Origin of the sequence: Exiguobacterium sp. s191, assembly GCF_018618955.1 — a bacterium.
Lineage (GTDB): Bacteria > Bacillota > Bacilli > Exiguobacteriales > Exiguobacteriaceae > Exiguobacterium_A > Exiguobacterium_A abrahamii.
This window is the reverse complement of the sequence record NZ_JACSNC010000002.1, coordinates 26,422-48,083: the sequence shown is the minus strand read 5'-3', so window position 1 is coordinate 48,083 and position 21,662 is coordinate 26,422. Positions and strand designations below refer to the sequence as shown.

Sequence of the window (21,662 nt, the reverse complement as noted above, 5' to 3'; positions counted from 1 at the left end):
CGATGACACGATGGATTGATGTTTCACAACCACTTGATCGCCACGTCACGACGTGGCCGGGAGATACACCTTTTGAAGCGACATTGACATGGAATAAGGCAGACACCGGTTCCGTTAACGTCGGAAAGGTAACGATGAGTCTGCATACTGGCACTCATGTCGACGCGCCGTTTCATTTTGACGATGCCGGACAAAAAATCATCGATCTTGATCCGGATCTCTACATCGGACATGCGCGCGTCATTTACTTACCAGGTCGTACAGAAATCACAGCCGCTGATTTAGATGGCTTTGAGCTAAATGATGTCCAGCGCTTGATCATCAAAACAGATGGTTGGATCGACAAATCAACTTTCCCAGAAACGATTCCCGTCTTGACGCCAAGTCTTGCTGAGCGTCTCGGAGAACTCGGGATTTCGCTGATTGGTCTCGACTTACCAAGCGTCGATGCGATCGATAGTAAGGAAATGGCGGCCCATCACGCACTGGCGCAGCATGGAGTCCATATCCTTGAAGGACTCGTCCTTGATGCGATCACGCCTGGTGATTACCACCTCAACGCTGTTCCACTTCCGCTCGTCGACGGCGACGGTAGTCCCGTCCGTGCCTTACTTCGTCCATACTAAAAAATCCGTCCAGCAGACTCTCTGTTGGACGGATTTTTTGTTACTTAGGTAGTGGTTCGAACAAACTGGCTTCGATTTGACGAACGACATGTCCAAGGACTGCAAGCGATGGATCGACCTCGAATCCTTGATCCAGAGAATGATTCGCTCCTTCAATAACATCAATCGTCAGTTGTGAGGTGCGACACGTTTCAAGTGCCGCTTCATCATAAAACTTATCGGCTGTTCCGATGACAAGGAGTCCAGCTTGCGACGATGTGGCGATTTGATCGACTACTTCGGCTTCAAGAACGGGTGTTAAGAAGACGAAGCGTGCTCTCTGTAGATTCGGCTTAGCAAGCAATGCCGCTAGCGGAATCGTTCCTAACGACTTTGCGATGAACTGAACGTTTTCGTATGTATGTGTCGCAAGCACTTCTGAGACGACAGCGTCGACCCGGCGCGTCATGCAGACATTCGATTCTGCGTCTGTCATCGAAAAGAGCTCTTCCGTCACATAGTGAATACAGATGACATCGATGTCTCGAGCTAGTAGTGCCATCCGGCTGTAGTAGAAGTAAGGATGATCGTACAAATAAGATGCTCCCGAGATCAAGAAGCAGACCTGTTTGGATCCCATTTGAAAATGATCATATGAAACGGTCGTCTGATCGACGACGATAGATGATTGTGTAATGCGCATGAAATCCCTCCGCGTTTTTTCTAGACTTTACCATTTCAAAAAGTAGACTGTCATGTCTTTTTCGGCTCTCCCTTATAAACTAAAAAAGGCGATGCACCACATTTGGTCATCGCCAATCCTATATCTTTATCCAATCGGAGCAAACACGGACTGTTCGACTTGTTTTAACTCATAGAACGCCCCTTGTCGCGCCATCAATTCGGCATACGTTCCGACTTCGATGACGTGACCTTGATCCATGACGATGATTTGATCCATCGCTTCAAGACCTGCTAACCGGTGGCTAACAAGGACAAGTGTCGCGTCCGCTGCCCGTGCGAACAGTCGATCGAGAATCATCTGTTCCGTCAAAGCATCGACGGAAGACGTTGGTTCGTCAAGCAAGTAAAGCGACGCTTCCCGCAAAAGCACACGGGCAATTGCTAAGCGTTGTTTTTCTCCTCCAGACAAGTTCTCGCCTTTTTCAAATACACGATCGTTTAATTCGAACGTCGTTAATCCGACATCATCGAGCGCTTGACGCATCGCCTCGTCCGTTGCTGCTTCGTTTGCGAGCAATAGATTATCGCGAAGCGTTCCATAAAAGTAATGATTCTGTTGCAAGACGACATTTGCGTGTTGCCAAAGCCCTTCCGGATCAACCGTCCGACTATCTTGACCAGCAATCGTTAATCCGTCTGTCGGATACATCCGTAACATCAATTGAAGTAACGTGGATTTCCCAGAACCACTCGCCCCGACGATTGCCGTCTTCTTGCCGGCAGGAATCGAGACGGTAACGTCACGTAAGACCGGGCGCGGTGCATCAGGGAACGTGAACGTCAATGCATTCGTTTCAAAGGATGGTGCCTGATCGAGAACGAACGTGTCATAGATTGGCTCCGCTTGTTCGGTCACGACTTCATCGAGTCGTTTCGCAGCATGGCGGCTATCTTCAAAGAAGCCTGGTAAAATCGCCATCGGTGCCGCATTCTCGAAGACCGTCAGTGATGTCATGACGAGTAAGGCAAGGAAGACACCTTCGAGTTGTCCACTCGCGACGAGATAGGCACCGACACCAAGAACGAGCCAAGAGATGATCAGCGTCACCATCGTATTCAAAGCCAAGTTCGAGACGGCATGTAATCCATTCCGTTTTTCTTCCTCGACATATCGTTTCGCGACGGCATTCAGGTCCTGTTCTTTTTGATCAAGTTGCTGGTAAATCTTTAAGTCACGATAGCCTTGGAACAACTCTGTCACTTCTGTCGACAAGTCACCACGGCGGACACGAACTGAGCGTGCGAAACGCTGTTCGCGGTACGCGAACCAACCCGGAATCAAGAAACCCGTCAGAATCAAACCAAGTAGTAGAATCCCGGCAATCGTCCACGAGAAGAAACTGACGAAAAAGATCGTACAGAAGAAGACAAGCAACAAGACAATCGGTGGATAGAGAACACGTAAAAACGTATTTTGCAGACTCTCGACGTCCCCAACGATCCGAGCAAGTAAGTCCCCACTCCGGTATTTACCGAAAATTCCTGGCGCGAGCGGCTCGAGTCTCCGGTAGAACGACGTCCGGATATCACTAAGGATCGTAAACGTCGCCCGGTGCGAATAATAACGTTCCGCATATCGACTGGCGGCACGTGTCAAACTCGAGATTTTTTGTAGCGCAATCAAGACGGCAAGCGTCTGAATCGGTGGTAATAAGGCTGCCTTTGAAATCAGATAACCACTTGCTGCGAATAACCCGACCGCCGTCACTCCAGCGAGGACACCGAAGAAGATCGACCAGGCGATATCGCGTTTTTGATGCACCATCAACCGAAAGACTCCTAGTAGTTCCTTCATCGTGTTTCCTCCCCTCTTTGGACGCTACGCATCCGGGCATATTCCGAATCACGTCCAAGCAGTTCATCGTGAGTGCCACGATCGACGATTCGTCCGCCATCGAGGACGACGATTTGATCTGAGCGCTCGATCGTATGCAGACGGTGTGCGACAGTGATGACTGTCGCTGTTTGCCCAAGCTGTTCGATCGCTTGTTGAAGCAGTCGCTCCGTTTTAACGTCGAGTCCTGTCGTCGGTTCATCAAAGACGATGACGTTCGGTCGTTTCAAGAACGCGCGTGCCAACGCAACGCGCTGTTTCTCGCCACCTGATAGACCACGTCCACCTTCTCCGATCACCGTGTCGATCCCTTCAGGTAACGTCGCAATCAGCTCCTCGAGCCCTGCTGCCTGCGCCGCCTCAAAGATATCTTCCGGCGTCGCTTGACGGAGTTCACCGATCGCGATGTTTTCTGCCAGCGTTCCGGCATACAGATACGGATGCTGCGAGATGTAGCTCAACTGACGGAACCAGCTCGCTTCCTCCACCTGACTGCGATTAATCCCGTTGAGCAGAATCCGTCCTTCTTTTGGATCCGCGAGTCCGGCAATCAACTGTAAGACAGTCGACTTACCGGCACCACTGCGACCAATCAATGCCACCTTTTGATACGGCTCAATCGCAAGTGTCACGTCTTGTAAGGCAAAACGTCCTTCTTGATACGTAAAATCAACTTCATCCAAAACGATTCGTGGTGGACGGTTCATCGCAAGTTCTGATTGACCAAAGGCAACAGGACGATCGTCTGCCGTTAGTTCGGCTGCAATCTGTTTCGCTGCCGCGACACTACCGCGTCCCGTATGGAAGGCAGCTCCCATCTCTTTTAAGGCAAGATAGTATTCTGGTGCCAATACGAGCATCAGGAATGCCGGAATGAAGGTGATGCTTTGGAACAGAATCAAGCGCAGACTGACTTCAAGCGCAATCATTCCCATGCTGAGCATCGAGATGAACTCAAGCATCAACGACGACAAGAAGGCGAGCTTCAAGACCGTTAACGTCGCATCCCGGAAATCAAGACTGCTTTTTTCGATGACGTCACGTTGTCGTTTCGCACGACCAAATAACTTCAAGGTCGTCAGTCCTTGCAACGTATCAAGGAACGTTCCCGAGAATGCCGTCATCTTCTCGAGTTGAGCATCGGCCCGCTTTTGCGTCATGATGCCGATGATGATGTAGAACAACGGAATGAACGGTGCCGTAATCATCATGACGAGACCGGTGATCCAGTCATAGCTGAATGCCGCGATCAAGACCATCAAGGGAACAATCGTCGTCTGGACTACTTTCGGCAAGTACTGACTGTAGTAGCTGTCCATCTCGTCTACAGCGTCGAGCAAGACACTGACCTTCTGTCCCGCTTGCCCTTGTAGCATCATCTCGACCGAACGACCCGTGTATTTCGCAACGAGCGCTTCCCGAAGCGCCTGCTTCATGTGTGCCGATAACGTCGTACCGAGACGACCGTTCCAATACGTCACGGCGACCCGGAGCAACAGCATCCCGAGGACGACGAGCAGTAACGGAATGACGGCTTCAAACGGTTTTTCCTTCAAGAAAATCCGATCGACCGTCAACACGATACCATACGATTGACCGACGACCGCAACCCCCATCAGGAAAGCTGCAATAATGAATTGAATGAGAATACTGCGTGGAATCTCGACGATTCCTTTTAATGGATTCATATACAAACGTCCTTTCACAAAGTGTGAACGACTTTTAGTGAATATTTTCACATATCGTACATTCAGTATACCGAATCCGGAACGGGGATGCCATGCAGATGCTGTCGAAAAGGTGTGACGGTTTTGTGAGAGCATATGACTCGACAATTCTTTCGAATAAAACTATTATGGATATACATTATCCACGTTTAACGAAAGGGGATTTCTCATGCAAATGAAAACCGGGGTCGAGCAATCCGTCTACGCGATGTTGCTCTTGACCTTCCTTCCGGATCGCGCTGTGTTGCCCGGTGAATTCATCAGCCAGCAACTTGGTGCCTCGCCGACTTATTTCCAAAAGCTCTTACGAAAACTCGTCCAGGCGGATCTGTTGTATTCCGTACAGGGTGTCAAAGGCGGCTTTCGTTTACGGCGTCCGGCAGACGAAATTCAAATCTTTGACGTCTATCAAGCGATCGAGGGCAAGCAGACGTTGTATGCGTCAAGCGGTGTCTTCGAGGATTTGATGGGAATTCAGGAACAGGAAATCGGTCTACTCTCGAATCTGATGACAGAGGCGGAAGAGGCGTGGCAATCGACGTTGAAGCGCGAATCGATCGGCTCGATCCGTCAAGCGATTGATGCCTCCTGTCCACCGGAGCATTTAGAACGATTGCATGCGTTAATCACAGACCGGATGATGACACTTTAATGTACAGAAAGAGGTTTTTACTATGGTATTGAATCGTTATTTCGACTTATTCGACGCGTCACGCACAGACGCACATGCTTTCGAGGATCTCGTTTCCTTATTCACGACAGACATCACGTTCGTCTTGAACGGACAACCAAAGCACGGCATCGACGCCTGGAAACAGTTCGTCCGTCATGTGTTTACGGCGAATCAAGACATTAAGCACATGTATGCAGGCTGGGAAGAAACAACACCAGGAACATATGAAACACGCTGGGCAGTTTGCGGAAAACGGGCAGACGGTAGTGTCTTCACGCAAGACGGAAAAGATATCGCACGTCTCGATGAAAACGGACGGATCGCTTACCTGGAGAACGTTCCAGATGATCCGACGATGTTCCGTTCATAAGATGGCTTTTAAATACAAAAAACCTGTGTTCCGCGTAAGCAGAACACAGGTTTTTTGTATTTAGCGCTTCAGTACGAGCCGTTTCAACAAATAGCCCGTGATGACAAGTAATGATGCAATCGCGATATAGACCATGTAGACCAACAAGTCTGGCGCAAATCGTGACACGATGTACGTCAATACGACGACAGCCGTATACAGCAATAAAAATAGACTGATCTGCTTCAACTTCGACACTCTCCTTTGAATCCTTCCCTCTTCTTTACGGAAACGACTGGAAGATGTTTCAAAAGGACTGTCGTTGCTCTGTCTTATAGATTCTTCGCTTTGAATGTGTCTCCACCTTCGATCGTGCCGTTATCAAAGCCTTTTTGGAACCAACGCTCCCGTTGCGCCGATGTGCCGTGAGTGAAACTTTCCGGTACGACATATCCTTGTCCTTTCTCTTGTAACGTATCATCTCCGACAGCATTCGCTGCCGTCAACGCTTCTTCGAGATCGCCTTCTTCGAGCAAGTTTTCTCCTTGCGCATGATGCGCCCAGACACCGGCATAATAATCTGCCTGTAGCTCGAATCGAACGAGGTACTTGTTGAACTTCTCCTCACTCATTTGCTCTCGAAGTGGCATGATCTCATCCGACTTTCCGAGTAACGTCTGGACATGGTGTCCGACCTCATGTGCAATGACATATGCCATCGCAAAATCTCCCGGTGCCCCGTACTTCGTCTGCAGTTCATCATAAAAGCTTAAATCAATGTATAATTTCTGATCACCGGGACAATAAAAGGGACCGACGGACTTCCCTGCTTGTCCGCAAGCCGAACTGACTTGATCCGTATATAAGACGAGCTTCGGTTTTTTATAGGTCTTACCATCTTCTTTGAATTCTTTCGTCCAGACCCGTTCCGTATCTGCTAAGACGACGGAGACGAAGTCCGCTGCTTCTTTTTCCTGTGCTGTTTCTTCATATGTCGTATTTTGCTGATCTCCACCGGTTAAGTCTCCGAGTAATTCAGCTGGATTACCGCCCATCAAGGTGATGACGATCAGCAGGATGATCCCGACACCACCACCGATGCCGGCAATTCCTTTCCCTCCCATTCCCCGTCGATCCTCAACGTTCGAACTCCGTTCTCTTCCCTTCCATTTCATACGCTTTCCTCCTACTCGTTTCGTTGTAGGTCTTTACCCTGAAGCCTTTCTCCTTAACGCTCCGACTTACGGCGGACGGAAATTCAACCGATCATTGCTAAAATAAGTACATCCATTTCTAGGAATATCGCCCTCCTGTAGAGAAGAGTGTCAGCACGGATTTTCGCAGAAAGGAGTTGTCCGATGCATTCGTTCCGTCAACGCCTCAAGAACTTCATATATACGTACCGTAAGGACATCCTTGTCCTATCTGGTATGTTTGTATTCATCCTGATCTATAGCTTCCCGTTGTTTCGTTCCGGTATGGTGACGTTCAGCGACATGTCTTTCGGACTGTCCTCACATCGCTACTTAGAAGAAATCTACGGTGCTTGGAACAACCGCTGGAGCACGACGACGCTTCTGAATATCGCACGACTACTCTACATCCTACCGTTCTATGCACTCAGTCTATTGTTTGGCTCTTCCGGTCCTGTTTTGATCAAGTCGTTCATCACTGGACTGTTGACGATTTCTGCCCTATCGATGTTCGCTTTTACGAAACGGCTCCATTCCGTTTATGTCTCGAAACACTTTTCCTATCTCTCACTGATCGCCTTCGCAATCGCTGCGTTGTTTTATGCCTTAAACCCATGGGTGATCACACGGATTCAACATATCTATTTATTGTGTGGGTATTCCGTCTTCCCTTACGCTTTGATGTTGTTCTTCAACATCTTTGATCCGAAGTTTCGCGAACAGCTCGATCCCGGTTTTCGTTTGTCTGATCGCTTGAGTCGACGAACATGGATTGATATCACCGGACTGTCGATCGTCTTCGCCTTCATGGCGGCGGGAATTCATTATTTCTTCTTCTCGCTGATCTATATGGGTATCATGGTTGGACTTATTTTTCTAAAGACGAGTTGGACGCGTCGCAAAGAACGGATTTGGTCGTCATTACTGTGGTTTTATGTTCGGGCAACCTGTGCGTTTGGTCTCGTTTTTCTACTATTCAACGGGTATTGGTTCTTGATGTACGTCGGCTCGATTCTGACCGGATCGCAAGCCTCACAGCACAACATCAATGTCTCCGATACGTTGATGTTGTTCAGTCGGCACTCGAGTTGGACGAATGTTTTATTTTTAACGAGCTATTGGTGGCCGATGTTTGATTTGACGACGTTACCGCTGACGTTTTGGATTGCTGGCGCGATTACACTTTTACTCATTTTACTAGGAGCTATCGTCGCATACCGACAACCAATCCACCTGTTCTTCGGTCTACTCGCGATTCCGCTAATCGTCTTTGCGACCGGTACCCATGAGCAGGTTGCGGATGCGTTCGTCCTGTTCGTGACGAAGACACCATTGATCGGCGCGATGTTCCGCGATCCGAATAAGCTGGTTGGTCTCTTGATGGTCAGTTACAGCTTACTGCTTGCCGTCGGGTTGAACGCTGTCTTTACTCGTGCGTCCCGGACGATTCCCTTACAGCTATACCGGATTGTTTCGATCGTCGGGACACTGATCGTCGTCGCCTGCTTTTTCCTCCCTTATCGGACTGTCTATATGGAAGGCTTTTATCATCCGGTCAAGATGCCTAAGGAATACACCACTATCCAAGAAGAAGTCGATGGGAAGTGGTTGCAGTTCCCGATTGCGGACGAGATGACGCAACCGAGTACCGGCATCGCGACTCCACGCTGGAATCAAAATCCACGAAAAGGTGGCGAAATCAAAGCAACAGGTGACGTGCAAGTCTATACGTCGGCACACGATACCGTCTTTCATCATGAAGGGGCGTCGCCGACGATTGGTTACATGATGACGTTCATGCAGTATCTACTCGACACCGGTCGGTCCGAACAAGCCGGACAAATCGCGAAAGCGTTCGGACTGAAGCAGTTCGCCTACCGGGATGAGTACACGGGGATGAAGGAGCGACAAGATTTCAATCTAAAGGTTCTAAAGGAACAACGTGATCTCGTACAGACGAAACAAGTCGGCTTGTTCACCTTGTTCGACTTGATCGCACCGCTCGATACACGGACCGTCCCACAATTGATTTTGACCCCTTATGGACTCGAACGGTCAATCAGTTATCCGACACTGGATGGCTACGATCTTGGTCGTCAATCGATTTTGTATGCGACACAAGGACATCAGGATAGCCTCTCCTGGATGAAAAAAGGCGATATCGTCGAGATGATCGAGGAGAATGATCTTGTTCTCAGTCAGGTACCGGAAGAATACTATTGGAAACCGTTCGAAGCGATTGATTCAGCGAATGCTTTCCTGAACTGGGGTAAGACGTTCCTCCGAAATAATGACTGGCGCTGGTATTTGCGGACGCAAGGTATGACGAACCCGTCGTTTGACCTCGACTTCGGAGACGGGATCGGTCTATCGTTTGCTTCTGCCCGGATTGACGCGCCCGTCTACAAATTAGACGGATTAAAAGCGAAACAGGTCGCCTCTTTTAATTCCATGCTTGAGGATGAGACATTCTTTAAAGCCGATAACCCAGACATCGTCGACTTGTCTCCGAATCCGATGTCAAAAGATAATAACCTGCCTGTCCTTCATGCTGAAGTCGCAGAAGGCGACCCGAAATATATCTGGCAAGTCGCGAAGTCCGGTAAGCTGCCGGCACGCCCGAATAACGCCTATCGCTTTGATATCACAGCGAGCGGTCGCGGGGTCGACCGGCTCCACGTCAAGGTCCGGTTCTTTGATGAGAAGGATCGCGAGCTGAATCAAACGTATGTCGTCGCCCCCCGTGATTCCGGTGATGTCGATGCGATTCACTTACAAGGTGAATATGTCACGCCGCGAAACGCAAAAACGATGCGGATCGATCTACTCAGCTTCCAGCGCCCCGAGCGGAAAACGTACTGGTGGGTCCATGATATTAAAATCTTCAGCTATGAGGATTATATGATCCCGAATACGTTTACGATGACGAAAGACTTGCCTGCCGGTCGTTACGCTGGTTTTGCTCGCGTACTGTTGAACCAAAAAGGCGGACAACTCGATCTGACATTCAATAAACGAGGCGTCACGATTCCAACTCAACAACGATCAGGTGCCAAACTCGCCTGGGTCCCGCTCGGTTCGTTCACGACGCCGAGCGGTCCTGCGACGCTCAGCGTGACGAACACGGAAGGCTTTAATGCCATTCAAAACATCGTCCTAATACCGGAAGAAAAGCTAACCACTCTACAAAAACGCGTCGACGATACACTTGCCTTCACGAATACCTTGATGGTACTCGAGGCAGAGACCGGATTCGATTACACGGGGCACTTGCAGTCGGAACGAAACTATCCTGGACTAAGCTTTGGGAAAGGGATCGCTGCGCAACGTGGACGTTTACAGCGTTCGATCGATATTCGGGAAACGACCGATTATCAGCTCCAGTTGATGTTAACTCCGCCACCAGGAAACGATGGTCGGATCACTGTCAAAATTCGAGACGGAAAACAGGTCGTCTTCGAACGCGCCTTGTCTCGTTCTGACATTCTAGCCGGTCAAAAGCACCAACAGCAGATCGGTAATCAGACGGTGACGTACGATCCGCTACACTTAGCGTTCCCGTACCGGATGACGGAGTTGAGTGACGTCTACCAAGCGTTATACGATGTGAAGTTATCCGATATCCCACTCGAGAAGGGACGCTATCAGCTAGAACTATCCTATGCGAGCAAGGTGCCGTCACTCGTCGATTGGAAGGATCTACACAAGTTTGATCCAAACGAGATTGTCACCGACAAAGCCCTCGCCGCACCGGAAGCGGCAGCGAATTGTGCGACGTGTGTCTCGATCACGGATGATATGTTCGACGCGAGTGAGACTGAAGATGGCTATACGATTGATTATGAGCCGACCTGCTCGTGCGATTGGTATATATATGCCTCGCAAAAAATGAAGGTGAAACCTGATCACGAATATTTGATTCAGTTCGACGCCGTCAGCAAGAACGTCCGTCAACGACACCTCAAAGTGTATTACCTAGATAAAGATGATCGTGTCATCGGTACGGATTTCATCAATGAAGTCGAAGAAAAGAAAAAGAAGCAGTGGAACCATTACGAACAAATCGTCATTCCACCGAAGAAGACCGTCCGGATGCAACTGCATATCTGGACGCGTGGAAATGAGAAAAAAGCTGGGCAATTGCGTCTGAAGAATTTAGAAGTGTTACCGTACGATCAACTGATTCTAGTCGATCAACTCGTTCTCTCCGAGCAAAGCGGTACGCTGTTCGCAACAGAACCTGCCCGTGCGCTTGACGTCGATGCCTCACAGATGGGACGGGATATAAAAAGTGATGCGCCACTCGGTCGCTTTACGGTTAATGATTCTCCGACACCGTTATTTAAACTCCAGACGGACCAGGAAATGATGCGTGGTGACACGGCATTAAACGGCGTCAGTCAGTTGTATCGTTCGAACGAAAAGACGGCACATGTGACCGTCGTATTGCGTCCGATTTATTACGCTGGACTGACCATTCTCGTCTTAGCGCTCCCACTTAGTACCTTGTTGATTTATTTCATGACAAGCAATCGTGGTCTGGCTATCCGACAACGTCTATCGTCCGTGTTCAAGCAACGAATTCCTAGCCTGAAACGAAACAAGAGATAGTGTATTTAAAAAGGACAACGGGTCGATCCCGTTGTCCTTTTTCATTTAACTGGTGCTTCGTCTTTTCTATGCCGTTGATAGAGACTGAACATCGTCTGCAAGAACGCAATCGAATCCTTAACAAGGTTGACGTGCGATCCTTCGCGTTCGATACAGGTTACGGGCTGTTGATAGACCCGCAAGCGTTCTTTTTTTGCTGCATACATCAACTCTAAATCGATCGCGAGACCACTCTCGACGTGCAGATAAGGCAACAAACGATGAACGACACGACGGTTAATGATCTTTAGACCGGTCTGCGAATCGGTCACACCTTTTGGTAAGAAGAACCGTGTCAGATTCCGTTTACCGAAACTCATGAAACGGCGGACAGTTCCCCGGTCTTCGATCGTCAAATCCTTCGTTCCGACGACGATGTCATAGTATCCCTCTTGCGCTATCGTCAACAACCGGGCGATATCTTCAATCCGAAACGAATTGTCCGCGTCGACGAACACATAATAATCACTCGAGATATTTTTCATCCCTTCGATGAATAGACCGGCTTTTCGTGTATTTTGCTCGACATGATGAACCTCCAGATAGCCGACCGTGAATAACGTATCCGTCGCGTCCATGACAATTGAACGGTATTCTTGGAGGAGTGCCTTGGATCGGTCAGACGAAGCATCATCAAAGAAATTGATCGAAGCGTGGATATAATCTTCACTGATGAAGGTTGCAAGAGACTCTAAAAAATCTTTTACATAATTAAAACGTTTCTCTTCGTTAAATATTGGCAATATAAAGGCTATAGTATCCTTTAAAATGGGATATTCAGGATGGATAATATGCTGGATTTCAGCAAACAATTCATTCGGATAGGCGGGACGATAGGAAAACAGACGGAGCATTCCATCTCCTTGAACGGTATGGTACGGAAAATCGCCCTTTAAACGAACTGCTTCTTTGACAATCAGAATTTTAGATCGCGGACGGACAGCTCGAATTTGATTGGCAATTGCTAGCTCCTCTCCACGCGTCTCATAATCAATGATGTATAGAAGAATATCGTGTTCCTCAGCTTCCTGTATTTCAGTGCTGGCAATCTGTTCGAAGGAGTTCGGGCATTTACCCGGCTGTGTGTAGAACAGGACAGGATAGTAGGAAATCAACGATTCGTATGGAATGTGCCGAGAATGATCGGTAAATACAGCGATATGCCCTTGACTCATAAGTCTCATCCTTTCCGTAAAACAGCTCTGACTGATGGGAGGTGGCTCCATGACAAGTTTCATCCAGCGACATGCCGTTTTATTGATTTTCCCGATTCTAGATGTAGCGCTGAACCTCGTGAACTATGCCTATCATTTGTTATTAGCCCGGGAGCTTTCTAGTACTGTATATGGATTATTGAACGCCTACTTGGCTTTTTTGGGTCTTCTGCTCATCATCGGTGGTGCCTTACAATGGACCGTGACTCGGGACTATAGTCAACAGAAAACGAACGATTACCAAAAGTTACGGTTCCGCATACTGGCGGTTACAGGATGCTTCTTACTTATTTTACTTTATGCATTACCTTATTTCCTGCCGTTTACCAAAATAAACCTGCTTATTGTTTATTTGATCATCGTGTTTCATATCCTTCTATCTTTTCGTCGTGGTGTCTTACAAGCGACTGAACGCTTCTATGCCCTGAACCTCTCTTATTACATCGAATCCGTCGTCAAAGTCTTAGCCACATGGCTCTTGATTCAACAAACGAACGTCAGTTATGCACTATTGTTCATCTTGGCTGGCATGATTGCGTCCTACCTATTAAGCCTGATGCAAGTCACGTTTCCCGTTAGTAGCGGGCGTATCCAGGCGAACGGACTCGTCCATATGGTTCATACACAAGTCGTCATGACGCTGTTTTTCACACTCGATAGTTTACTCGTCACCCGTTACTTCCCACAGTTAGCAGGAGATTATTCGGTTACCTTACGATTTGGTCAACTGCTGTTGTTCGTCGCGTTATCACTCGCACAATTGTTGCTACCGCGCTTAAGCCAAAAAAGTCAGGACGAAGACTTTCTTCTTTGGGAGCGTCGCTTTTACCGCATTTTATTAGGTGGACTCGCTCTTGCCGTTTTAGTGTATTGGACGATCGTCCCTTATTTGATTCCGATTCTATTCGGGAGTGGTTATGACGCGGCAACTCATTACATCAAATATATGGTTTTCGTTTATGTCGGCATCACGTTGATTCAATATGAAGCACTCGTCCAGTTTTCACTACACAGAACTGGGTACTTGAAAGGCTATTGGTTGATTCTGATTCTGTTCATCATTGTCTTGACGACATTTCATTCGACCGTCGAGACTTGGTTGCTCGCGCAAGCAGGTGTCTTTTTACTCGGCGCCTTGATATTACGTTTCACCTTACCCCGACACCCCCATTCAGTGAAGGAGGCGTAACATGAAACCACATCTACTTTTTTTATCTTGGCGCGATATCAAACATCCGAAAGCAGGTGGTGCGGAAGTATTCACCCACGAGATGCTCCGACGTGTCAGTGATGAGTATGAGATCACTCACTTCTCTCCCGCATTTAAAGGCGGACACGATGTCGAGTTTTTGGACGGCATCACTTATATCCGAAGAGGTTCTGCACTTTCCGTCGTTCCGCTCGCCTTTTCTTATTACCAGTTGCATGCTGCGACGATTGATTTAGTCGTCGACCAGATGAACACGCATCACTTCTTCACACCCCTGTATGTTCCATTAGCGAAACGTGCCCTCTTCATTCATCAACTGACACGTGAAATCTGGCAAATCAATGTTCGTCCTCCATTTTCATACATCGGCGAATGGACGGAGACGCCGCGTCTGCAGCTGTACCGGACCGGTCGCGCGTTGACGGTCAGTCAGTCAACTGCAGACGACCTGCTTGCTGTCGGCTTTTCCAAAGACGAGGTGACGATTCTACCGGAAGGTCTCTCCTTTACCCCATGGAACGAGGAGGACTGGAAGCCGAAAGAAGCATATCCGACTTTTTTATACGCTGGACGGATGTCTGCCTATAAAGGAATCAATGATGCACTCCAAGCTTTCGTCATCGTCAAACGGGAGTACCCAGACGCTCGTTTCTGGGTCATCGGAAAAAAAGACGAGGCATATATCGCCGAGCACCTTAATCCGATCGTCCCAGAAGAAATGCGTGACGCCATCACTTATTTTGGATTCGTCAGTGAGGAAGAAAAGCTCGAACGGATGAGTCGCGCGACGGCGCTCCTGTTTCCTTCCAAACGAGAAGGTTGGGGGCTGACGGTCAGCGAAGCGGCGGCCGTTGGCACACCAACGATCGTCTATGACGCACCTGGACTACGCGACGCCGTCCAGTACGGCATGACTGGTTACATGGCAAAGAGTCAGACGCCAGGTGCACTCGCTGCCGAGATGCGCGCCTGCTTACGTGACCCGGAAGAATACGAAATGATTCAAGCAGCCGGTCATCGTTTCGCTCAGACCCTGCACTGGGATCACACAGGTCAAGCGTTTCGAAACTGGTTGCAACGCGAATTGATACCCATCGCACTGAAGGAGGATTTTTCATGATTGGAATCGCTATGTCCACATACGAAAATGAAGCAATCATCACGGAAACGATCCGCTCACTTCAGGCACAACATGCTTCTTTCCTTTGTGTCATCGCGGATGATGGTTCGACCGATTCTACCGTCGCGACGATGCGTCGGTTAACCGCAAATGATACGCGATTTGAAGTGCTCTCGCTTCCGCACGGTGAACGAGGTATCGCCCGCAAGACTGCGATTGATCGCTTGAAGCAACACAATGTCGATTATCTCTACATCATTGATTCCGATATGGTACTCGAAGAACAGCTATTAAAAAGCTGCCTCTTGTATCTTGAAGCGCACTTAGATGTCGGAGCTCTTGTGATTCCTGAACGTGCATATAGCGATTATGATAATTACTTCAGTCAAGTGAAGGTCTTTGAGCGTAACCTGTTCAATGTTCCGACGGATCAACTCGACACGCATACGATGGAAGCCGCGCGCTTCTGGCGGCTCGAAGCGTACGTCGCCTCGGGCGAGATTGATCCAACGCAAATCAGTTTCGAAGAGACGCAACCGACGATCCGTTATTTAGAACAAGGCGGGATCATTCGCCGTGCGACGTTCACCTACGTGCACCACAATGAAAAGCAGGTCGAATTAAACGACCTGCTTCGAAAGAAACGCTATTACTTTGATGTCATGCCCGCGACGCTCGACGCGGAACAGGGCGGCTTCATGAAAGCCTTACGACGTTGGTATTTCTTCCGTCCTGTTCTCTATCATCAGGCTAATTTAAGAAAATACAGCCGTCATCCGCTGTTGACCGTTGGCGTCATCTACATGTACTTGCGCCTCAGCTTCATTGGTGTAGAATCTCTCTTCTTCAAACGGGTTTCGTAATGCTTCCGACGACTGATTGATACAAGATGTAGGTACCGAACTGCGTGGGGAATTCTAAACGCTGTATCTGATCTTCTTCACCCACCTCTTGTTCGGAGTGACTAATGATTAGAGAGCGTTGGCTGGCAATCGTTCCGTCTTCAAAAAATAAACAATACGGACGATCTGAACTCAAAAGCACGCTCTCAAAATGGTTGACCAAATTACGTTTCCGTTGCTTCGTCTCGACGACTTCATCACCAATTTTAGTCATGATAGAGAGTATTCGCTCATCAATTTTCAAAGGTTTCGTCATCATACGACTGACATTCCCTGCATTTACTGCTGCGAGCAGCGTATGCACCTGCATATAATCAGTCAACACGATTTGTTTCGTTAATGGCGCACGTTGTTTGGCAATACGTAACAGCTCGACACCATCCATTTCCGGAAGTCGAAGTTCCGTTAGTAAGACATCAACGTCGGAATTGCTGAGTTGTTCCAAGGCCTCTTCTCCTGATCCTGCTTCCTGTACGTCTTGTCCCGCTGCTAAAAGTTTACGACGTAGAATCTGTCGTGTCGGTTCATGTGAGTCAACTAATAGATAAAGTGCCATATGCTATCGCCTCCGTTTTAAAAAGAAAGGATGGTCGTCAATGTATATTCTTTTACTATCAGGTGGATCTGGAAAACGGCTTTGGCCGCTCTCGAACGATTTGAACTCGAAACAGTTCTTAAAGATCCTAGAAGATCGCGATGGCAATAAACAATCGATGATGGAACGTGTCTTTCAGCAGCTTCAGGAAGTCGGTCTGGACGACCGGACCGTCATTACGACGACGAGTTCACAAGTCGATGCAATTGAAAATCAGCTGGGCTTCCGTACTTCTATCATTCAGGAACCGTCACGTCGCGATACGTTCCCTGCCATCATGCTCGCGACGAGCTATTTGGCAGAACGAATTGATTTAGAAGAGACGGTCATCATCATGCCGGTCGATCCTTACGTTGAATTATCGTTCTTTGAACGCTTCGAGCAACTGGATCAATCCGTCCAAGAACATCCGGATGTGCTTCATTTAATGGGTGTGGAACCGTTACATCCTACATCAAAATATGGCTATATCATTCCGCGAACTTCCGAAAACATGTCTATCGTCGAACGCTTTCAGGAAAAACCGACTGTTGAGGTCGCGAGTGACTTAATCGAACAAGGTGCATTATGGAACTGTGGTGTCTTTGCCTGTCGCCTTGACTTCTTGATGCAGTGTCTAGAAGCGCAAGCTGTGCCGACGTCTTTCGAGGCGCTCCGTTCGAACTATGAGGCACTAGAAAAGACGTCATTTGATTATGCGGTCGTTGAAAAGACCGATTCTTTATTCGTTCATCGGTATGATGGCTACTGGAAAGATCTCGGAACGTGGAATACATTAACGGAAGAGATGCCACATCCGCTTCATGGAAACGCCCGGATGATCCACTCGAAAAATACGCATATCGTCAATGAATTACAGGTTCCTGTCCTTGGAATCGGACTCGATAACTTAATCGTGTCGGTGAGTCCAGATGGTGTCCTCGTTGCGTCAAAAGACGAGACACCTGCCTTAAAGGAATATTTGACGGATGACACTTTGCCACCACAATTTGAATGGAAACGCTGGGGATATGCGACGATTTTACATCAACAGCAACTAGAGGACGGACGTTATGCCGTGACTCGACGGCTGCATATCAAGGCGCATCAACAAATCAGTCATCATTATCATGCGCATACCGACTCGACATGGAGTATCTTACAAGGTCGCGCCGAGGCACTGATCGATGGTCAGTCACAGCAACTCGGACCGACTTCTGTCGTACACATTCCACAAGGTGTTCCGCATACTCTGACAACACTAGAAGATCTGATTATGATCGAAATTAAATATTCCATTGATTGGACAGAGCAGGATAACTATCCGCTCCCGACCTCCATCCGGTCCAAACCATGATGTTAGAAAGGGCACCTCCTAGTGGTGCCCTTTCGTCTGCTCTAGTCTAAAAACACTTCACTCGTCACGAATGTGACGGATCCAACTATCTCGTAATCTCCCGCTCGACGCGGTACAAAGAATTGTTTCCCTTTCTGTAAAGGAATCACGCGATTTCCTTGCCGCGCTTCTCCTTTACCATCGATGACAGTCAATAAACGAAAGACCGGATGATCATGCAATGCATACCGACCGGTCACTTCATGACGGATGACCGTAAAGGAAGGTACTTGAAGCAACTTCGTCATGATGCCCCCCTCCTTGATGATCGTCTCTGGTTGGTTCGTCCACGGCTCATCTGGAATCGTCGTGACAGCGATTGCCTTCTCAACGTGTAATTCTCTCGGTTTCCCGTCATCTCCTAATCTGTCGTAATCATATAGTCGGTACGTCCGGTCGCTCATCTGTTGAATCTCAAGAAGAACGATGCCTGGTCCTAGAGCGTGGATTGTACCACTCGGAATGTAATAGAATTCGCCAGGTTTAACTTTTTGATGCCGAAGTGACGTCTCCCAGTCCTTTTCTTGAGCGCACCGAAACAGGGCATCTCGTGATTGTAGATTGTGACCAAGAATGATTTCTGCCTCTGGTGCAGCCTCTAAGATATACCAGCACTCATTCTTGCCGTATGGTTCTCCTTCTAGCCGTCGTGCCTCCTCATCGTTCGGATGGACTTGAACGGATAAGTAGGCGGACGAGTCCAGAAATTTTACATGAAGCGGAAAGGCATCCAGCAGATAATCACCGAATAGTTCTGTCCGTTTCGTTTGCCATAATTCATCTAGCGTCTTCCCCTGATCAGGTCCATCTAAGAAGTACGTCCGCCCACTCGCGTGAGCAGATGCTGTCCAACATTCTCCAATTTGTCCTTCTGGTAACTCAAACTGAAACAACGCTTCTAAACGTCGACCGCCCCAAATTCGTTCTTTGAAAATTGGTTGAATGGCATACATATCGACGCGGACTCCCGATAGACTAGGAGCGACGCTTCACCTCCATCTATACGTTTGGTTACCTCTTTATACCCATTTTTATGTCTATATTATCCAAATAAAACAGATTGAATCATAAAAAAACCAACTCTTAGTGCGTCCCTAGGAGTTGGTTTTCGTATATTTGACTGGCTCTTTTACTGTTCGAGATAATCGATGATCATCTGCGGATCAACGCGTTTTGTATAATCCGATGGTACTTCTGCGAAACGAATCACACCGTCCGTATCAATGATGAACGTCGCCGGTTTCGGTAACTGCCAATCCTCATTTCCGTTGTGCTTCGCTACATCAAGTCCCGATGCTTTGTAAATTTCAATCAAATAATCTGGCAGGTCGAACACCAAATCAAATTGACGGGATACATGTAAATCAACGTCACTTAAGACAGGGAAACTTAACGCATTCTTGTTTGCTGTCTGCTCAGCAAATTCAGGTGTCTCCGGACTGATTGCAACGACAGTCGCTCCCTGAGCACGAATACGGTCGATTTCCCGTTCATACGCGCGAAGCTCGAGATTGCAGTATGGACACCAGCCACCCCGGTAGAACGTCAAGATGACAGGACCTTGCTCGAGTAATGTCTCGATCGCCACAGGCTTGCCGGATACATCGGGTAACGTAAAGTGTGGAATCGTATCACCGACACCTAAACCTTTTGCGATACCAGAAGCAGCCAGCTCAGCTGTCGCTTCCGCCATCAATCGTTGTTTCTCAGCAGGTGCCTTTTGTCGGAATTCCGATTGATACTGTTTGATTTCTTCGAGTAATCGTGTCATATGTTCTCCCCCTTTGTTGCTGTATAGAATAACAGGGAGATTACTCGTTTGTCTCTTCTGACGACTCCTCCGCCTTCTTCCTGAATCGTTTCACAAACCCCATTAGTTGTTCGGGTGTCAGCTCGAGCTTATTCTCATAGACGTATTTCGTTCCATATCCGAGTGCAAGAGTAGCGGTCGAAGCGACGCCCGCGGCAATGACGGCACCATACCCCGGAACGAGCTTCGCTATTTGCCGAAATGCGGTTTTTCCGGAGTTTCCGACGATTGTCACGACAAGCAACTCCTTCGCACTCTCTTTGGATAACTGTCGTTCGTACAGATTCGATAGCTTGAGCATCAAGCCGATTTGAATTGAAGTCAATGGAATGATATCAGCTCCCGGGAACGGGACGGCACCGATCGCACCAGCGGCTGTTCCGGCACCCACAATCCAGTTGTTGGCGATCTTGCCACGAACGGTCGGATCCATCTGACGAACGAACACATTATCCTTGTCGAACTTTTTTAAGATATCGAGGACCTCCCGACGGAGCCGATCAATGTTCGTTCCTTCTCGTGCTGATACGGGAATGATTTTGGGTCCTGGTAGTTTTTCTGCAATATGCTGAACGATCGTGTCGACATCATCCGTCGCATCCATCTTCGTAACGACGATCAAGACATTTTGGTTATGTTGATAAATCTTACGGAAGTTTTTCGTCTCTGTCTCAGATAAGACGGTACCTGCCGCATTTAAAAAGTAAAGGATGACATCGGCACTTTTATAGTACGTCCACGTCGCTTCCGAGTTCTGTGTATTGGCATCATTCAATCCTGGTGTATCGACGAAGATGACTTTATCTTCCGGATGCTGCCTTACTTGATCAATCCGGACCGTTTCACCCGGGCGCGCCCCGACCGTTGCGACTTCACGACCAAGAATCGCGTTCAAGGTCGAAGATTTTCCCGCATTGACATCTCCGATCAGGGCAACCGTCACGTCCTGCTCCAGCGATTGATTGAAATCCCGTCGCTCCGATTCAAACGACTGATCAAAGATTTCCTCCAGTTTGCGTTTCCGTTTTTGTTGATTGGTCTCCAGTCCTTCACCAAAAAAATCATCCATCGTGATCCCTCCCCCTTCTTCTGCTGTCTGTCTGTCTTTTCCCATTATCCCTTGCTTTCAACACAAAGAAGGCAAGGGAACATTGTGTCCACTTGCCGAATTTTAGAGATATGTGCTGCGTCGCTCGAGCAATACCGTATCGCGCCATCTGCCTCCGAGCCGACCAATTCGCTCCCGGCGACCGACTTCCCGAAAATTAAATCGTTCATGAAGGCGTAGACTCGCTTGATTTTCCGGAAAAATTTGCGATTGCAACGTCCAGATTCCAGCTGCTTCACTTGCTTGAATGACGTCATCCATCAAGCGTGTGCCGACACCTTTGCCGCGTGCTTCTTCCGCGATATAGAGGCTGATTTCAGCGACACCGGCGTATGCCGGAATCGAAGAGAATGGACTTAACGCGACCCAGCCGAGCAGTTGCTCGTCTTCCATCGCAACGAGACGACTGTGTGCGTGGTGATGCTTCGTCCATTCTTCGTACGGTAATGCTTCCGTGCGAAACGTCGCATTCTCCGTCTTTATTCCTTGTTCGTAGATCCGAACGACTTCTGGATAATCGTCCACTGTCATTTGACGTACTTCCATCTCATCA

19 protein-coding genes are annotated in these 21,662 nt (G+C 48.3%); 8 read left to right on the top strand and 11 right to left on the bottom strand.

Going from position 1 to position 21,662, the window contains the following annotated elements; all coding sequences use genetic code 11:
* Positions 1 to 2: 2 nt before the first annotated feature.
* Positions 3 to 626 carry an arylformamidase gene (kynB, locus tag KNQ09_RS11910; RefSeq protein ID WP_029343146.1) on the top strand — a complete coding sequence of 208 codons (624 nt, stop codon included), beginning with the start codon at positions 3 to 5 and terminating at the stop codon, positions 624 to 626.
* Between the two features lie 40 nt (positions 627 to 666).
* On the opposite strand, the gene KNQ09_RS11905 is transcribed toward kynB, so the two are convergent.
* The 3 genes from KNQ09_RS11905 to cydD form a co-directional block, all read right to left on the bottom strand.
* Positions 667 to 1,308 carry a cyclase gene (locus KNQ09_RS11905; protein ID WP_214858657.1) on the bottom strand — a complete coding sequence of 214 codons (642 nt, stop codon included), beginning with the start codon at positions 1,306 to 1,308 and terminating at the stop codon, positions 667 to 669.
* Between the two features lie 126 nt (positions 1,309 to 1,434).
* Complete coding sequence (cydC, locus tag KNQ09_RS11900) at positions 1,435 to 3,144, bottom strand: thiol reductant ABC exporter subunit CydC (RefSeq protein ID WP_214858656.1); 1,710 nt, start codon at positions 3,142 to 3,144, stop codon at positions 1,435 to 1,437.
* Entirely contained in the window at positions 3,141 to 4,871 is a 1,731-nt protein-coding gene (cydD, locus tag KNQ09_RS11895) for a thiol reductant ABC exporter subunit CydD (RefSeq protein WP_214858655.1), read from the bottom strand. Before cydD ends, cydC begins: the two co-directional genes overlap by 4 nt.
* Before the next feature lie 208 nt (positions 4,872 to 5,079).
* Between cydD and KNQ09_RS11890 the strand changes: the two genes are divergently transcribed.
* Together KNQ09_RS11890 and KNQ09_RS11885 are read left to right on the top strand one after the other, a co-directional pair.
* A complete protein-coding gene (locus KNQ09_RS11890) occupies positions 5,080 to 5,562 on the top strand; it encodes an Rrf2 family transcriptional regulator (RefSeq protein ID WP_214858654.1) in 483 nt (160 codons plus the stop codon).
* A 22-nt stretch (positions 5,563 to 5,584) separates the two neighbouring features.
* The gene (locus tag KNQ09_RS11885; protein ID WP_064300466.1) at positions 5,585 to 5,953 is read left to right on the top strand and encodes a nuclear transport factor 2 family protein; all 369 of its coding nucleotides are present in this window, start codon (positions 5,585 to 5,587) and stop codon (positions 5,951 to 5,953) included.
* 60 nt (positions 5,954 to 6,013) lie between these two features.
* Here the strand turns inward: KNQ09_RS11885 and KNQ09_RS11880 are convergent, their stop codons facing one another.
* Together KNQ09_RS11880 and ypfJ are read right to left on the bottom strand one after the other, a co-directional pair.
* The gene (locus tag KNQ09_RS11880) at positions 6,014 to 6,181 is read right to left on the bottom strand and encodes a hypothetical protein (RefSeq protein WP_156501855.1); all 168 of its coding nucleotides are present in this window, start codon (positions 6,179 to 6,181) and stop codon (positions 6,014 to 6,016) included.
* A gap of 83 nt (positions 6,182 to 6,264) precedes the next feature.
* Positions 6,265 to 7,107 carry a KPN_02809 family neutral zinc metallopeptidase gene (gene ypfJ, locus KNQ09_RS11875; RefSeq protein WP_029343140.1) on the bottom strand — a complete coding sequence of 281 codons (843 nt, stop codon included), beginning with the start codon at positions 7,105 to 7,107 and terminating at the stop codon, positions 6,265 to 6,267.
* A gap of 183 nt (positions 7,108 to 7,290) precedes the next feature.
* On the opposite strand from ypfJ, the gene KNQ09_RS11870 reads away from it, so the two are divergent.
* On the top strand, positions 7,291 to 11,736 hold the full coding sequence (locus KNQ09_RS11870; RefSeq protein WP_214858653.1) for a polysaccharide biosynthesis protein: 4,446 nt from the start codon (positions 7,291 to 7,293) through the stop codon (positions 11,734 to 11,736).
* Between the two features lie 41 nt (positions 11,737 to 11,777).
* Here KNQ09_RS11870 and KNQ09_RS11865 read toward each other — a convergent pair whose 3' ends face one another.
* A complete protein-coding gene (locus KNQ09_RS11865; RefSeq protein ID WP_053452384.1) occupies positions 11,778 to 12,950 on the bottom strand; it encodes a glycosyltransferase in 1,173 nt (390 codons plus the stop codon).
* Positions 12,951 to 12,999: 49 nt separating this feature from the next.
* Between KNQ09_RS11865 and KNQ09_RS11860 the strand changes: the two genes are divergently transcribed.
* The 3 genes from KNQ09_RS11860 to KNQ09_RS11850 are packed head-to-tail and all read left to right on the top strand — an operon-like array spanning position 13,000 to position 16,182.
* Positions 13,000 to 14,178: an MATE family efflux transporter gene (locus KNQ09_RS11860; protein WP_214858652.1), complete on the top strand. Its 1,179-nt coding sequence runs from the start codon at positions 13,000 to 13,002 to the stop codon at positions 14,176 to 14,178.
* Between the two features lies 1 nt (position 14,179).
* The gene (locus KNQ09_RS11855) at positions 14,180 to 15,319 is read left to right on the top strand and encodes a glycosyltransferase family 4 protein (protein WP_214858650.1); all 1,140 of its coding nucleotides are present in this window, start codon (positions 14,180 to 14,182) and stop codon (positions 15,317 to 15,319) included.
* Positions 15,316 to 16,182, top strand: coding sequence for a glycosyltransferase family 2 protein (locus tag KNQ09_RS11850; RefSeq protein WP_023466699.1), 867 nt, complete (start codon positions 15,316 to 15,318; stop codon positions 16,180 to 16,182). Before KNQ09_RS11855 ends, KNQ09_RS11850 begins: the two co-directional genes overlap by 4 nt.
* Here KNQ09_RS11850 and KNQ09_RS11845 read toward each other — a convergent pair.
* Positions 16,166 to 16,777 carry a response regulator gene (locus KNQ09_RS11845; protein WP_064300460.1) on the bottom strand — a complete coding sequence of 204 codons (612 nt, stop codon included), beginning with the start codon at positions 16,775 to 16,777 and terminating at the stop codon, positions 16,166 to 16,168. The genes KNQ09_RS11850 and KNQ09_RS11845 overlap by 17 nt on opposite strands.
* Positions 16,778 to 16,817: 40 nt before the next feature.
* On the opposite strand from KNQ09_RS11845, the gene KNQ09_RS11840 reads away from it, so the two are divergent.
* Entirely contained in the window at positions 16,818 to 18,152 is a 1,335-nt protein-coding gene (locus KNQ09_RS11840; RefSeq protein WP_214858647.1) for a sugar phosphate nucleotidyltransferase, read from the top strand.
* Positions 18,153 to 18,193: 41 nt separating this feature from the next.
* On the opposite strand, the gene manA is transcribed toward KNQ09_RS11840, so the two are convergent.
* The 4 genes from manA to KNQ09_RS11820 form a co-directional block, all read right to left on the bottom strand.
* On the bottom strand, positions 18,194 to 19,144 hold the full coding sequence (manA, locus tag KNQ09_RS11835) for a mannose-6-phosphate isomerase, class I (protein ID WP_064300458.1): 951 nt from the start codon (positions 19,142 to 19,144) through the stop codon (positions 18,194 to 18,196).
* 176 nt (positions 19,145 to 19,320) lie between these two features.
* Positions 19,321 to 19,962, bottom strand: a complete 642-nt coding sequence (locus KNQ09_RS11830; RefSeq protein WP_064300457.1) for a peroxiredoxin-like family protein — start codon at positions 19,960 to 19,962, stop codon at positions 19,321 to 19,323.
* Positions 19,963 to 20,002: 40 nt separating this feature from the next.
* Positions 20,003 to 21,070 (bottom strand): YcjF family protein, encoded by a 1,068-nt coding sequence (locus KNQ09_RS11825; protein WP_214858644.1) that lies wholly within the window; start codon positions 21,068 to 21,070, stop codon positions 20,003 to 20,005.
* A gap of 102 nt (positions 21,071 to 21,172) precedes the next feature.
* On the bottom strand, positions 21,173 to 21,655 hold the full coding sequence (locus KNQ09_RS11820; protein ID WP_214858642.1) for a GNAT family N-acetyltransferase: 483 nt from the start codon (positions 21,653 to 21,655) through the stop codon (positions 21,173 to 21,175).
* Between the last annotated feature and the right edge of the window lie 7 nt (positions 21,656 to 21,662).